13 protein-coding genes are annotated in these 14,018 nt (G+C 72.9%); 2 read left to right on the forward strand and 11 right to left on the reverse strand.

Features of this window, described 5'->3' with window-relative positions:
• Window positions 1-3: 3 nt before the first annotated feature.
• The 9 genes from Vgi01_RS17055 to Vgi01_RS17095 all read right to left on the reverse strand — a co-directional run bounded on the left by Vgi01_RS17055 (window position 4) and on the right by Vgi01_RS17095 (window position 7,536).
• Window positions 4-294 carry a hypothetical protein gene (locus Vgi01_RS17055; RefSeq protein WP_102656340.1) on the reverse strand — a complete coding sequence of 97 codons (291 nt, stop codon included), beginning with the start codon at window positions 292-294 and terminating at the stop codon, window positions 4-6.
• Window positions 291-656: a DUF1622 domain-containing protein gene (locus Vgi01_RS17060; protein ID WP_102656339.1), complete on the reverse strand. Its 366-nt coding sequence runs from the start codon at window positions 654-656 to the stop codon at window positions 291-293. Before Vgi01_RS17060 ends, Vgi01_RS17055 begins: the two co-directional genes overlap by 4 nt.
• Window positions 657-707: 51 nt before the next feature.
• A complete protein-coding gene (locus Vgi01_RS17065) occupies window positions 708-1,295 on the reverse strand; it encodes a TMEM165/GDT1 family protein (protein ID WP_204291679.1) in 588 nt (195 codons plus the stop codon).
• A gap of 258 nt (window positions 1,296-1,553) precedes the next feature.
• On the reverse strand, window positions 1,554-2,519 hold the full coding sequence (gene egtD / locus Vgi01_RS17070; RefSeq protein WP_204291660.1) for an L-histidine N(alpha)-methyltransferase: 966 nt from the start codon (window positions 2,517-2,519) through the stop codon (window positions 1,554-1,556).
• 41 nt (window positions 2,520-2,560) lie between these two features.
• Window positions 2,561-3,307 carry an ergothioneine biosynthesis protein EgtC gene (gene egtC, locus Vgi01_RS17075; protein ID WP_204291680.1) on the reverse strand — a complete coding sequence of 249 codons (747 nt, stop codon included), beginning with the start codon at window positions 3,305-3,307 and terminating at the stop codon, window positions 2,561-2,563.
• A 10-nt stretch (window positions 3,308-3,317) separates the two neighbouring features.
• Complete coding sequence (egtB, locus tag Vgi01_RS17080) at window positions 3,318-4,655, reverse strand: ergothioneine biosynthesis protein EgtB (protein ID WP_373306977.1); 1,338 nt, start codon at window positions 4,653-4,655, stop codon at window positions 3,318-3,320.
• Window positions 4,652-5,887: an ergothioneine biosynthesis glutamate--cysteine ligase EgtA gene (gene egtA / locus Vgi01_RS17085; RefSeq protein ID WP_204291661.1), complete on the reverse strand. Its 1,236-nt coding sequence runs from the start codon at window positions 5,885-5,887 to the stop codon at window positions 4,652-4,654. Before egtA ends, egtB begins: the two co-directional genes overlap by 4 nt.
• A 130-nt stretch (window positions 5,888-6,017) precedes the next feature.
• The gene (locus Vgi01_RS17090) at window positions 6,018-6,905 is read right to left on the reverse strand and encodes a hypothetical protein (protein ID WP_204291662.1); all 888 of its coding nucleotides are present in this window, start codon (window positions 6,903-6,905) and stop codon (window positions 6,018-6,020) included.
• Between the two features lies 1 nt (window position 6,906).
• On the reverse strand, window positions 6,907-7,536 hold the full coding sequence (locus Vgi01_RS17095) for an RNA polymerase sigma factor (RefSeq protein WP_102656335.1): 630 nt from the start codon (window positions 7,534-7,536) through the stop codon (window positions 6,907-6,909).
• Window positions 7,537-7,877: 341 nt separating this feature from the next.
• Here Vgi01_RS17095 and Vgi01_RS17100 point away from each other — a divergent pair, with 341 nt between their 5' ends.
• A complete protein-coding gene (locus tag Vgi01_RS17100) occupies window positions 7,878-9,260 on the forward strand; it encodes a serine/threonine-protein kinase (protein ID WP_102656334.1) in 1,383 nt (460 codons plus the stop codon).
• Window positions 9,261-9,378: 118 nt separating this feature from the next.
• Window positions 9,379-10,641, forward strand: coding sequence for a nucleotide sugar dehydrogenase (locus Vgi01_RS17105; protein WP_204291663.1), 1,263 nt, complete (start codon window positions 9,379-9,381; stop codon window positions 10,639-10,641).
• Between the two features lie 55 nt (window positions 10,642-10,696).
• Here the strand turns inward: Vgi01_RS17105 and Vgi01_RS17110 are convergent, their stop codons facing one another.
• Together Vgi01_RS17110 and Vgi01_RS17115 are read right to left on the reverse strand one after the other, a co-directional pair.
• Entirely contained in the window at window positions 10,697-13,165 is a 2,469-nt protein-coding gene (locus tag Vgi01_RS17110) for an ABC transporter permease (protein WP_308441787.1), read from the reverse strand.
• Between the two features lie 27 nt (window positions 13,166-13,192).
• The gene (locus Vgi01_RS17115) at window positions 13,193-13,993 is read right to left on the reverse strand and encodes an ABC transporter ATP-binding protein (RefSeq protein WP_204291665.1); all 801 of its coding nucleotides are present in this window, start codon (window positions 13,991-13,993) and stop codon (window positions 13,193-13,195) included.
• Between the last annotated feature and the right edge of the window lie 25 nt (window positions 13,994-14,018).

Here is a 14,018-nt window from a genome sequence, read left to right on the forward strand (position 1 = left end):
GTCTCACCGGCTCGACGCCCGGTCGGCCTGTCCGGCCGGGCGTCGGCGAGCCGAGGCCCGCCAGCGGTCGTCGGCGAGCAGCCCGGCCCGCAGCATCCGACGCACCGCCACGAGCACGACCACCGCCGCCAGACCCGACCAGGACGTCCCACCGGCCAGCCGCACCAGCCCGGCGGCGACAAGCATGTCCAGCAGCACCTCGACAGCCGTCGGCACCGACCGGGTGGCGAGCAGCGCCACACCGGCGCTGAGCACGCCGAGCGCGCCGACCACCGCGGCCAGGGCCCCGATCATCGTGTCGCTTCCCGGGGCTTCTCCACCTGCCGTTGCTCCTGCTCGATCTCCTTGCGCAGGACACGGTTCAGGCCGGTCCGGATGGCCGCGACCGCGGCGAGCTGACCGATCTGGGCGAACGTCGGCGACAACGCGGTACGCAGGATGTCCGCGGCCAACTGGAACTCCAGGCCCAGAACGAGGAAGCGGCCCAGGGTCAGCCGGATCCGGGTGAACACCACGGCGTCGCGGCACCGCAGCCCGTCGACCACGAACCGCAGCGCCGCCCAGCCCACCCCCGCGACGATCACCACGACACCGACCAGCTCGACCGCGGTCACCACGAGCTGGTGACCGCGGTCGACAACCTCCTCGACGTTCACCCCGGCGCCTTACCCGGCCGGCACCCGGGTAGTCGGTGCCGGGGCGGCCGTTCAGAGCAGTTCGGTGAGCGCGTCGATGATCAACCAGATGCCGCTGATCGCGAACAGCGCGGCGGCACCGTACTTGATGGTCCGTTCCGGCAGCTTCCGGCCGAGCAGCCGGCCGACGATGATGGCGAGCGCGTCGGCGGCCACCATGCCGATCGTCGAACCGACCCAGGTGCCGAACCACCCGTACTGGGTGGCCAGGGTGATCGTGGCGAGCATCGTCTTGTCGCCGAGTTCGGCGAGGAAGAACGCGACACCGACGGTGAGCACCGCGGACTTTCCGCCCCGGGCGGCCTTGCGCTTGTCCTCCTCGGTGAGGCTGTCACCGCGCAGGGTCCACAGCCCGAAGCCGATGAAGGCCGCACCCGCCAGCAGTGAGATCCAGCCGGTCGGCAGAGCCGAGCCGAGGCCGTACCCGATGGCCACCGAGGCCAGGTGCACCACGGCGGTGGCGACGGTGATGCCGATCAGAATCGGCATGGTGCGATATCTGGTGGCGAAAGCCAGCGCCATGAGCTGGGACTTGTCTCCCAGCTCCGCAACGAAGATCACGCCGAAGCTGACGGCCAGCGCGACGAGGAACCCCTCCATGACATCCTTCCGGATCATGCCGGGAGGAGGTACGGGGATGCCCTCGACCCGGCTGTGTACAGCCTGGTCGAAGGTCTCGCCCGCCTCGCTGCGCGAGGCCCCGTGGCCGGATGCGGAACGCACCAGTATGTCGACCACGATGTTGCGGGCTACTCCCCTTCGCTGCGCCCAGCCTAGCCGACCACCCGAGGGTCGGACGGCCGGGTGGGGTGGCTGGCGTCGAGGCCCGGCGGACGCGTCGCCCCCCCCCGGCAGGGGTCAGTCGGCGCGGGCCAGGGTCACCCCGAACAGGCCGTCCGGGTCGGTCCAGAACCGGTACGCGGGCAGCCCGGCCGCAGCCAGTTCGGCGGCGATCCCCTCGGGGCGGAACTTCGCCGAGACCTCGGTCCGCATCTGCTCGCCGGCGGCGAAATCGACAGCCATGTCCAGCACCCGGACCCGCATCGGTCGTTGTGCCCGCAGTCGCATCTCGATCCACTCCCGCTCCGGATCCCAGAGCGCGACATGGTCGAAGGCCTCCGGATCGAAGTCGGCACCGAGTTCCCGGTTGAGCACCCGCAGCACGTTGCGGTTGAACTCGGCGGTCACCCCCGCCGCGTCGTCGTAGGCGGGCACGATCACCGACGGGTCCTTGACCAGGTCGGTGCCGACCAGGAACCAGTCCCCCACCTCCAGGGCGGCCCGCATCCGGGTCAGGAACTCGGCCCGCTCGGCCGGCAACAGGTTGCCGATGGTGCCGCCGAGGAAGATCACCAGCCGTCGCCCACCGGCCGGCAGCCGATGCAGGTCACGGGTGAAATCACCGACGATGCCGCGCACCCGCAGCCCGGCATAGTCGGCCGCGAGAGCGGCGGTGGAGCCCCGCAGCGCGCTTACCGACACGTCCAGCGGGACGAACGTGCCCAGGCCGCCCCGACGGGTGAAGGCGTCCAGGAGCAGCCGGGTCTTCTCCGACGACCCGGACCCGAGCTCGATAAGCGTCTTCGCGCCTGTCGACTCGGCGATCTCGGCCGCGTGTTCGGCCAGCACGGCCCGCTCGGCCCGGGTCGGGTAGTACTCCGGCAGCCGGGTGATCTCGTCGAACAGTTCACTGCCCCGGGTGTCGTAGAACCACTTCGGGGGCAGCCACTTCGCCTCGGCGCTCAGCCCCACGCGTACGTCCCGACGCAGGCTCTCGGCCACGTCCCGGTCGTCCAGGTGTATCTCCAGCGGTTCGGCGCTCATCTGCTTCCTTTCGGTGATGCTTGTCGGTTCGTCCGGGTGGTTCACGGCCCGGTGAGCGCCCACTGGCGCACCATGGTCGCGGTGGCCTGCACGAGGTGGCCGTCCGGCACCTCTCGCCAACCCGGGTCGTCGTCGTGCGGCTCGGAGGCGAGCAGCACCGATGCGGGTGTGGCCCGCAGGGACAACGCGTGCCCGACGGTCGTGGCGACCGCCGTGTGCCCGTCGGTGAGCAGCAGGTTGAGCCGGGAACCGGGGGCGGCCGCGGCGACCCGGGTGACCGTCTCGGCGACCGCCTGCTGCGGTGCGACGCCCGCGCGCAGCCGGTGCCGCACCAACGCCCACAGCAGCGCCGAGTCGGTCGTCGCGTCGAGCGTGAGCAGGTCGCGTACGGGTAGTTCGGCGGCGAGCGGCACCATCGAGTCCGGCCAGCCACGCACCACGCCGTTGTGGCTGAACAGCCACCGGCCCTCGGTGAACGGGGCGGCAGCGCCGTCGACGACCGCCATGCCGACCGTGGCGGAACGCACCGCGGCCAGCACCGCCGTGGTCGAGGTGACCGCCGCGAGGTCGGCGATTGTCGGATCGCTCCAGATCGGCTGCGCCCGCCGGTACCGCACCGGCGGGCCGTCGCCCGGATACCAGCCGACACCGAACCCGTCGGCGTTGATCGTCCCCCCGCCGCGCATGTCGCGGGGGGCCCAGGACTGACGCAGCAGCGAGTACGGCGGATCGAGGAGCACCTCGCGCAGGGTCACCGGTGGTCCCAGGTAGACCAGGTGGCGGCACATCAGCCCACCGTCACCGGCGGGCCTGCTCGGCGTCGGCGTCACGGGCACAGCGGAAGCCGCTGAAGATCTGCCGCCGGATGGGGTAGTCCCAGTTGCGGAACGTGCCCCGGCAGGCCGCCCGGTCGGTGCCGAAGGAACCACCCCGCAGCACCTGGTGGTCGTCGCCGAAGAAGACCTCCGAATATTCGCGGTACGGGAAGGCGACGAAACCCGGGTAGCCCCGGAAGGTGCTGGAGGTCCACTCCCACACGTCGCCGATGAGCTGGTGCACGCCCAGCGGCGAGGCACCGGCCGGATAGGCGCCGACGGGCGCCGGCCACAGGTGCCGCTGCCCCAGGTTGGCGTGCGCCGAGGTCGGGTCGTCGTCACCCCACGGGTAGCGCCGGGAGCGGCCGGTGGCCGGATCCCAGCGGGCCGCCTTCTCCCACTCCGCCTCGGTGGGCAGTCGCTTGCCCGCCCAGCTGGCGTACGCCTGCGCCTCGTGGTAGCAGACGTGCACCACCGGCTCGTCGGCGCGGACCGGGGCCCACCGGCCGAAGCGCCGGTACGCCCACCCGTCGCCGTCACGCCGCCAGTGCAGCGGCGCGCTCAGCCCGGCCTCCTGACGGTGCTGCCAGCCCCGCTCGCTCCACCAGCGCGGATCGTCGTACCCGCCGTCGGCGATGAACTCGGCGTACGCCCCGTTCGTCACCGGCGTGGCGTCGATGAGGTACGCAGGCAGCTCCACCCGGTGGCCGGGACGCTCGTTGTCCAGTGCCCACGGGTCGGCGTCGGTGCCCATCACGAACGGGCCGGCCGGCACCAGCACCTCCGCGGCGGGCCGTACGGTCGGTTCGGGTGGCGGCGGCGCCTGCAGCACCGCCGGCCCGGAGCGCAACTGGTGGGTGGCGAGCATGGTCTCGTCGTGCTGCTGCTCGTGCTGCACGATCATGCCGAAGGCGAAACCGTCGGCGACAAGTGGACGGCTGTCGAAGGCGACCCGGTCGAGCAGGTCGAAGACCTTGTCCCGGACGGTGGCCACGTACGCCCGCGCCTCGGTCGGCGGCAGCAGCGGCAACGAGGGGCGGTCCCGGCGGGGCTGCTTGAAGGCGTCGTACAGGTCGTCGATGTCGCACCGCACCGGCTCCCGGCCGCCGACGTCGCGCACCAGCCAGAGCTCCTCCTGGTTGCCCACGTGGGCCAGGTCCCACACCAGCGGGGACATCAGCGGCGAGTGTTGGCGCATCAGGTCGGCGTCGTCCACCACCTCGGTCAGCAGGGCGGTCCGGGCCCGGGTGCGTTCCAGTTCCGCGGCGATCCGGCTGCGCAGTGCCTCGGCGTCCGCCCCTTCGGTCACGGTGTGGGTCACCCTTGCCTCCTTCGTGCCGCGGCCCGCCGTCGGCGCAGCCCTCGGTCGATGTCGTCGTGCAGTTCCGCCGGCAGGTCGAGCCGCGGCAGTGCCGCCCGGGCCAGGTCGAACAGGGCGGCGGCGGCCGAGGCCAGGGCCGGGTCGCCCAGGCCGTGCCGGGCCGCGCTCTGCCACCTGTCGGCCACCGGCGCCGCGACCGCGACGGCCGAGTCGATCGTCTCGGCGTCGGCTAGCAGGGCGGCGAGCACCGCAAGCGGGAGTGTCCAGTCCCGGCCCGGCTGGGCGTCCAGGTAGCGCAGTTCGAGGTAGCCACGCGGGCGCACCGGCGGAAAGAGCGTGCTCGCGTGATAGTCGAGGTCGTCGACGGTGGGTGGTCGGGGCAGCGCCCCGTCGAGCCAGTCGGCGAAGGTGACGCCCGGTGGCGCGGTCCAGTCGCCGTCGGGGTCGCGGACGCAGAGCAACGGCGCGGCGAGCACATACGCGGTCCAGGCGGCGACCGGATCCTGGTCGGGTCGGCCGGGGTCCCAGACCGCGGCGGTACGAGCCGGGTCGATGCGCAGCCACGCGCCCATGCGGGCCGAGGCCCAGCCGGTGTCCCGGCCGGCGTGTCTGCCTGAGGTGGCGAAGGCGGCCAGCAGTGGTGGCCCGATCATGTGCACCACCGCCCAGCGGGCCGCCACCTGACCCGGTTCGCCCGCATCCAGGCAGACCTGCAGGCCCGCGGTGCCGTACATCATCGTGCGCCCAGCCGGGCCACGTCTGTCGAAGGCCAGACGCATGGCGCGGTAGCGAGGAGTGTCGAGCAACGCTCCGGGCGGACGGTGGGGATCGATTCCGGTGCTGCCCAGCCGCAGACCGGCGGCGCCCAGCAGGCGGGCGACCTGGTCGATGTCGGACTGGGTGGCCTCGATCAGGGCCGCCACGGAGGCGCGCGGTGGGGTGGAGATCTCCACCTGGCCACCCGGCTCGACGGTCACCGCGCCGCCGTGCAACAGTCGCAGCGCGGGGCTGGTCGGATCCAACGTGGTGGGGCTGTAGGGCCCGAGCGCCGCGCGCAGCCGCTCGGCGTCGACGGGACGGGTCGGGTCGACGGCATCGTGGACAGTCCATTCGAGCTCGACGCCGGTGTAGGTCGGTGGGCCGGTCTTGAAGCAGATCCGGGCGAGATGCCGGGCGGCCGCAGCGCGATCACGCAACTCCTGGACCCGGTCCAGCTCCGGTGACATCACCATGCGACGGCTCCCCTTGGCACCATGCGACGGCTCCCTTCGGCGCTGCCGGCTCAGCCCTGTCAGTCACGGTAACCCGTACCTGTGACATCGGCGGACCGCCACCTTCTGTCTAGCAGGCATCAACCGAACGTCAAGGGGAAATCCTCCGCAGGGCAGCCGGGAGGAGTCCCGCCGCGTCGGTGGACCCGGCGGCGGGACCGTGTCTGGCCAGCCACTCCGGGTCGGTCTCGGCCAGCACCGCCTGGCAGTACGCCAGTACGTTGTCGGCACCGCCGGCCGCGACCACCAACTCGCTGAACGCGGGGGTCCTCAGCGCCTTCTCCCGCTGGCGCTCCGGCTTCGACAGGTAGGCCTTGCAGAGCCCTGGCCGGTCGGCGGTGTTGTCGGAGTTGCCCGGGCCGGCCTGCACCGTACGGTCCACCGCCGGCTCACGCTGCTGAGGCGGTTCGGGTGTGGGCGAGGCCGACGTCGTCGGGTCCGGCGCGCCCTCGGTCGGCTCGGCGCTGACGCCGGGGGTGACTCCCGGGGAGGCGGTGGGTGCGGCGCCGGGCACTCCCTGGGACGGGGTGCCGCCACCCCGATCAGGTTGCCCGCCCGCTGCGCTCGGCGACGGCGCGACGGGACGGGTGATCGGGGTCGACGGCGGCGCCGACCGCTCGTGCGGCCAGTCGAGCCGTACCGCCGCCAGGGCGGCACCGGCGGTGGCGGTGGCGGCCACCCCGGCGATCCAGACCACGACGCCGGCGGTGAACCGCCGCCGGCGCGTGGGGCGGGACGGTGGAGCGGTCAGGCCGGCCTGCCGGGCGGCCCGGAAGGCGGCGAGCGCCTTCTCCTCGCCGACGAGTTCCGCCGGGCGGGGCGGGCCGGCGGCGGCCCGCAGCAGCCCGGCGACCGGATCCGGCGAGTCGGACGGCCCAGCCGTGGGGCGTGGTTCACGCGCGGCGTCGAGCAGGTGGTCGTGGTCGGTCGGCACTCCGGTGCCTTCCAACCGCCGCAGGTACATGCGTAGTCCCCTCACGTCAGCCGTCCACCGGCTCGGCATGCGGCGTCTGTGAAGCGGTACGCGGAAGTGGCGGCGTGGCCCGTGTCGCGGCGGGCTCGTCGCACTCCTCGGTCGGCTGACCCAGCATCAGCGCCAGCCGACGCAGGCCGCGGTGCGCGGCGGTACGCACCGCCCCGGCCCGGCGGCCGAGGACCCGCCCGGCGGTCTCGGCGTCGAGCCCGACGACGGCACGCAGCAGCACCGCCTCCGCCTCCCGGGGCGGAAGGCTGGCGATCATCGCGAGGGCGGCCTCGGTGCCGATGCTCTCCCCGGCCCGCTCGGCCGTGTCGGCGTCCCCGGCCAACTCGCTGAGTTCCTGCACCGGCACGGGCAACGCGGGGCGACGGCGTTGCCGCCGCAGGTGATCCATGGCCCGGTTCCGGGCGATGGTGACGGCCCAGGCACGAAACTCCCCACCGCTGAAGTTCGGCAGGTCGCGTGCCACCTGCAACCAGGTCTCCGAGGCGACGTCCTCGGCGGCGTCGGCGCCGACCAGGGCGGTCAGGTAGCGCAGCAGCCCGGGCTGGAGGCTGCGGTAGAGGAAACGGAACGCCTCCTCGTCGCCGGCCTGAGCCGCCTCGACGGCCTGACTCAGTTCACCGGACATGGCCTTGCCGCTTCCGTTCTACCGGTCCTTCCATGGGTCGCCCGAACCACAGGCGCAGCGGGCACGGGTCGATTGTCCGGGCTGGCACCGTTCCCCGCACCCCGCCCCCGTCGACCTGCTCGCTTCCGGGCCGTTGTGGCCCGGATGCGGATTGTTCCCGACAGCACCGCCGACCACAACCACCGGTCGCGGAACCCGAGCCGACCCGAAATGCGCCGTGCAAGCACCTCGTCACCGGTGGTCACCATCGGGTGCCGTACGCTCATCGCGGCCCGTCGGGAGGCCTCCCGCAGCCGGGCCGCCGGCGCGCCGATCAGGCTCATCATGGGTACGGTGGTGCCGTGTTGTCTTCGGAGGTCGTACTCAGCGGTCGATACCGCTTGGACGAACGCGTCGCCACCGGCGGCATGGGCGATGTCTGGCGAGGCACCGACCTGATCCTCGGCCGGCAGGTCGCGATCAAGGTGCTGCTGCCCGCGCTGGTGTCCGACCCCGATTTCATCGCCCGTTTCCGCGCCGAGGCCCGGATGATGGCGGCGCTGCGTCACCCGGGCATCGTGCAGGTCTTCGACTGCGGCGAGGACGACCTGGCCGGCGGCGGGCGGGCCGACTACCTGGTGATGGAGTTCGTCACCGGCCAACCGTTGTCGAAGCGGATCGAGGCCGAGGGTCGTCTGGACGTCGCCGAGACCATGTCCGTGGTGGCCCAGGCCGCACAGGCCCTGCACGCCGCACACCAGCGCGGCATCGTGCACCGTGACGTCAAGCCGAGCAACCTGCTGGTCCAGGAGGACGGGACGGTCGTTCTCGTCGACTTCGGCGTCGCCCGATCGGTCAATGTGACCAGCATCACCAGCACGAACGCGGTGCCGGGCACCGCCCTCTACATGGCCCCCGAGCAGGCTGCGGGACGACCCGTCTCCGGAGCGACCGACCTGTACGCGCTCGGCGCGGTCGCCTACTGCTGCCTCATCGGCAGCCCGCCGTTCACCGGCGACAACCCGCTCCAGGTCGCCGTACGGCACCTCGACGACCCGCCGCCGGAGCTGCCCCACGACATTCCGGAAGCGGTGCGGGCCCTGGTCGAACGTGCCCTCGCCAAGGATCCCGCGGACCGCTTCAGCAGCGGCGCGGCGATGGCGGAGGCGGCCCGCAGCGCGGTCTCGGACAGTTCCCTGCCCACCGCTATGGTGCCGGCGGCGGTACGCGGTCCCGGACCGGACACCCGCACGGCGAACACGGTGGCGCAGGCCGTACCGGCCGGCTCGCGTTCGCGCCGCGGGCGCGGCACGCTTGTCGGCGCGCTCACCGCGGTGGTGGTGGGTCTCGTCGCGCTCGGCGCGGCGCTCGGCGCAGCCCGCCACGCCAACACCCCGGCGGTGCAGGTGCCGAGCAGCGTCCCGGCCACCGGTTCGGTCGTCGAGGCCGAGGAGCCGTCGGACGCGACGGAGAGCAGGCCGGCACGGGTGCCGCCGTACCGGCCGGCGGGCTCGACGGGCAAGGCGACCGATTCGCCCTCGGCCTCACCCAGCACCGGGACGCCCAGCGAGTCGAGCGAGCCCGAGTCACCCGACCCGGCGCCGAGCACCGACACTCCCGCTCCCGGTCCCGTCACCAGCACCCCCGCCACGGAGCCCGCGACACCGCCGACCTCAGCGCCGGCCCCGACGACCGCACCGCCCGGCGGCGACACCCCGCCCGAGGACGATGCCGAGGCCAGCTGACCCGCACCAGATCGACCCAACCACACCAACAGCCCCGGAATCCCCAAAACGGACACCCGGCATCATAATTCACCTTAGGCTCCTACCAGCAATTACCGCCTGACGTTCGGGAGCCCGGATGAGTGTGGAGAAGCTGGTCGTCGTCGGCCAGGGGTACGTCGGCCTACCGCTGGCCATGCGAGCCGTCGAGGCGGGCTTCGACGTCGTGGGACTCGACGTCGACACCGATCGGGTGAAGCGCCTCGCTTCGGGTGAGTCGTTCGTCTCGGACATTCCGGCTGACCGGCTCGGTCGGGCAACGGCGACCGGGCGGTACCGCCCGAGCAGCGAGTACGCCGACGCCAAGGACTTCGACTTCTGCGTGATCACCGTGCCCACGCCGCTGCGCGACGGCACTCCCGACCTGAGCTTCGTCGAGGAGGCCGGCACGGCGATCGCGCCGTACCTGCGTCCGGGCTGCACGGTCATCCTCGAGTCGACCACCTACCCGGGTACCACCGAGGAGCTGCTCCGGCCGCTGCTGGAGTCGGCCAGCGGGCTGCGCAGCCCCGGCGACTTCCACCTCGGCTACAGCCCGGAGCGGATCGACCCGGGCAACCGCACCTGGCGGCTGGAGAACACCCCCAAGGTGGTCTCCGGGATGGACCCGGCCGCGCTGGACCGTGTCGACGGCTTCTACCGGCGGCTGGTGGAGCGCACCGTCCCGGTGGACTCCACCCAGGTGGCCGAGCTGACCAAGCTGATCGAGAACACCTTCCGCCAGGTCAACATCGCCCTGGTCAACGAGCTGACGATGCTCTCGCACCAGTTGGACATCGACGTGTGGCAGGCGATCGAGGCGGCGGAGACCAAGCCGTTCGGTTTCATGCCCTTCAAGCCGGGCCCCGGCGTCGGCGGGCACTGCCTGCCGATCGACCCCTGCTACCTGTCCTGGCAGGTCAAGCGGCGGCTCGGGCGGCAGTTCCGGTTCATCGAGCTGGCCAACGACATCAACCACGAGATGCCCGAACACGTCGCGCAGCGGGTGATGGCCGGGCTGAACCGCTCCGGTAAGGCGGTCAGCGGCGCCCGGCTGCTGGTGCTCGGGCTGGCGTACAAGCCCAACACCGGTGACATGCGGGACTCCCCGGCGGTCGACGTGACCCGGCGGTTGCGCGAGCTCGGCGCCCAGGTTCGCGCGGTCGAGCCGTACGCCGCGGCGCACCACCTGCCCGACGGGGTGCTGACCGTGGACCTCAGCGAGCGGGAGATCCGCGAGGCCGACTGCGTGGTCGTGATCACCGACCACGACGTGTTCGACTACGCCCTGGTCGAACGGCACGCCCGGTACGTCTTCGACGCCCGCAACCGCTGCTCCGGCCCGAACGTGGAACGCCTCTAGGGCAACGGCAACGCAACGGCCCCCGCCGGGTTCGGCGGGGGCCGTTCGTACGCCGTCACAGGTCCGCGAGCGCCTCCACCACCGGTCGACGCAGCGCGCGGCGGGCGGGCAGCACCGAGGCGGCCAGCGCGGCCAGCACCGCGACGGCGAGGATGCCGCCGAGCTGCCCCCACGGCACGGCCAGCATGAAGCCGCCGCTGAGGCTGGCCAGCATCGCCATCGCCGAGCCGGTGACCGCGGTGCCCAGGGCGACGCCGAGCAGCGCGCCGACCAGCGCGGTGAGGACGGCCTCGACGGCGAGCATCGCGCGCATCCGTCCCCGGGTCAGGCCGACGGCCCGCAGGACCGCGTTCTCCCGGGTCCGCTCCAGCACCGACAGGCTCAGCGTGTTCGCCACACCCACCAGGGCGATCACCACGGCCAGGCCGAGCAACGCCACCACGAACGCGAGCAGCATGTCCACGGTGCTTGTCAGCATCCGCTTGTACGCCGCCTGGTCCATCAGGTTGACCGTCGGATAGTCGGCCAGCACCGATTCGATCACGTCCCGGGCCGCCGCCGACGACACCCCCTCGGCCGGCTCGATCTCGACCAGGTAGCCGCGCTCGTCGGGGAAGAGCCGGGTGAAGTCGGCGGCGACCAGCTCGACGACGCGACCGGGCGACACCGGCCCGTCGGCGGCATCCGGGCCGACGACCACGGCGGCCACCTCGAACGAGTGCCCGTGCAGGTCGATCCGGTCACCGGGCGACCAGCCACGCTCGGCGGCCAACTCCCGGTGCACCAGCACCCGGCCCGGCCCGAAGCTGCCGACCTGCCCGGCCAGCACGCTCTCCAGCTGACGCTCGACAAGCGCCGGATCGGCCGCGCGGATCCTGCCCTCGTCGACGATGCGGGACCGCTGCTCGTGCACCACGCCCAGCTCGGGCCGGGCGGCCAGCGCGTCGACCACCCCGGCGGGCAGGTCCCCGCCGATGCCGGTCACCACGAAGTCCACCCCGATCTGGGCGTCCACGCTGCGTTCGATGACGGCCTTGGTGCTGTGGGCACCCACCACGAAGGACGAGACCAGGCCGATCCCGATCACCAGGGCGGTGGCGGTGGCGGCGACCCGGCGGGGGTTGCGGACCGCGTTGGCCACCGCGAGGCCGGCGGTGATCCCGAAGGCCCGTCGGGCGACGACGCCGAACATCCGGACCAGCGCCGGCACCAGCACCGGACCGAACAGCACGATGCCGAAGAAGCTCAGCATCCCGCCGAGGGCGACAAGCGCGATCTGCCCGGTGCCGCCCGCGCCGGCCAGGGCCGCGACGCCGGCCGCGAGGACCAGCCCGCCGAAGATCAGGCGCAGTCGGCCGGCGGTCCGGGTGACCTGGAGGGCGGCGTCGGTCAGCGCGGCCACCGGGGCGACCCGGGTGCCCTGCCAGGCCGGTACGAGGGCGGCGCCGACGGTGAGCACGGTGCCGATGACGAGGCTGCCGAGCACCGTGGTGGCGGTGACCGTCAACTCGCCGTTGAGCGCAATGTCCAGGCTGTTCATCAGGGCGCTCAGCGCGGCGGCCATGCCGATGCCGATCAGCACACCGACTGCCGAGGCGACCAGGCCGAGCACCGCGGACTCCAGCAGGGTCGCCCGGAACACCTGTCCCCGGGTGGCGCCGACCAGCCGCAGCAGGGCCGTCCGTCGGGTGCGCTGGGCCAGCACGATGGTGAACGTGTTGGCGATGACGAACGCCGCCACCAGCACCGCCACCGCGGTGAAGACGAGCAGCACCATGTTGAACTGGTTGACGTCGCGTACCGCGTCGTCGACGGCGGCGTCGAGGATCTCCGCCCGGGTGTGCACCGTCGTACCGGCGCCGGTGACCTCGGCGATCCGTGCGGCGAGCGCCTCGTCGGCGACGCCCGGCTCGGCCGCGACGAGGATCCGGTGGTAACCCGACTGCTCGGTGACCGCGAGCGCCTCGGGCCCGAACAGCCCGATGAACGGCCCGCCGATGTCCCGCGAGGTGCCGGCCACGTCGACCACACCGACCAGGGTGTACGGCTCGGCCGCACCGCCGGCACCGCCGACCCGCACCTCGGTGCCGACGGCGAATCCCTCGTCGGCGACGGTCCGCTCGTCGAGCACCGCCTCGCCGGCCCGTTCGGGCAGCCGCCCGGCCAGCACGTCGTAGGACTGCAGGGCAGGCTCGGCGGGGACGGCGACGAGCACCCCGAAGCCGAGCACCGGACGGCCGTCGGCGCCCACCACCCCGCCGGTGCCGACCAGTTCCGCCGCCGCGGCCCGGACGCCCTCGATTGCGCGCACCTTCTCGACGAGCGCGGCGTCGATCAGATCCGGGTCGGTGTCGACGTCCGGATCGGGGTACACGCCGACGTCGGTGTGCCGGTCGAAGGTGGCTGCCCGGTCGTAGGCGCCGGCCCGCATGCCGTCGACGAAGATCAACGTTCCGGCGATGAAGGACACGCCGAGGACGACGGCGACTGTGGACATCAGCATGCGCGCGAGATCGGCGCGCATGGAGCGCAGGGTCAGACGCAGCACGGGTCACCGCCCCCGCTGCGCCGCGACGGCGTCACCGGCCCGGTCGGCACCGGGGTCCAGGTGGGCGAGCACGTCGAGGATCCGCTCGGCGGTCGGTGCGGCCAGGTCGCGGACCAGCCGGCCGTCGGCGAGGAAGACCACCCGGTCGGCGTGGGCGGCGGCGGTCGGATCGTGGGTGACCATCACCACCGTCTGTCCCAGGGTGTCCACCGCCTCGCGCAGCAGCCGCAGCACCTCGTTGCCGGCCCGGGAGTCGAGGTTGCCGGTGGGCTCGTCGGCGAAGACCACCCACGGCTTGGTGACCAGCGCGCGGGCCACCGCGACCCGCTGCTGCTGGCCACCGGACAACTCGGCCGGTCGGTGCCGCAGCCGGTCGGTCAGCCCGACGGCGGCGACCACCTGGCGGAACCAGTCGGGTTCCGGTCGCCGACCGGCGATGGCCAACGGCAGCAGGATGTTCTCCTCGGTGCTGAGCGCGGGCAGCAGGTTGAAGCGCTGGAACACGAAGCCGACCCGGTCCCGGCGCAGCAGGGTCAGCCGCCGGTCGTCGAGGCTGCCCAGTTCCGCGTCGCCGATGCGTACGGTGCCGGCGGTGGGCCGGTCCAGGCCCGCCAGGCAGTGCATCAGGGTCGACTTGCCGGAGCCGGAGGGGCCCATGATGGCGGTGAATCGGCCGGCGGCGAAGGTGACGTCGACGTCGTCGAGGGCGACGACGGCGGCCTCCCCGGTGCCGTACTGCTTGCGCAGGCCGTGGGCGGTGACGGCGACGCCGGCGGTGACGTGGACGGGCGGGGCGAGGGACACGTGGATTCTCCGAGCAGGCGGTGAT

The sequence above is a fragment of the Micromonospora gifhornensis genome, assembly GCF_016863515.1.
Classification (GTDB): domain Bacteria; phylum Actinomycetota; class Actinomycetes; order Mycobacteriales; family Micromonosporaceae; genus Micromonospora; species Micromonospora gifhornensis.

Coding starts and splice junctions, on each gene's coding strand:
- egtA (WP_204291661.1), bottom strand. CDS start 5,887: ATGGTGATGTCACCGGAGCTGGACCGGGTCCAGGAGTTGCGTGATCGC.
- egtC (WP_204291680.1), bottom strand. CDS start 3,307: ATGTGCCGCCACCTGGTCTACCTGGGACCACCGGTGACCCTGCGCGAG.
- egtD (WP_204291660.1), bottom strand. CDS start 2,519: ATGAGCGCCGAACCGCTGGAGATACACCTGGACGACCGGGACGTGGCC.
- Vgi01_RS17110 (WP_308441787.1), bottom strand. CDS start 13,165: ATGCGCGCCGATCTCGCGCGCATGCTGATGTCCACAGTCGCCGTCGTC.
- Vgi01_RS17095 (WP_102656335.1), bottom strand. CDS start 7,536: ATGTCCGGTGAACTGAGTCAGGCCGTCGAGGCGGCTCAGGCCGGCGAC.
- Vgi01_RS17105 (WP_204291663.1), top strand. CDS start 9,379: ATGAGTGTGGAGAAGCTGGTCGTCGTCGGCCAGGGGTACGTCGGCCTA.
- Vgi01_RS17055 (WP_102656340.1), bottom strand. CDS start 294: ATGATCGGGGCCCTGGCCGCGGTGGTCGGCGCGCTCGGCGTGCTCAGC.
- Vgi01_RS17065 (WP_204291679.1), bottom strand. CDS start 1,295: ATGGAGGGGTTCCTCGTCGCGCTGGCCGTCAGCTTCGGCGTGATCTTC.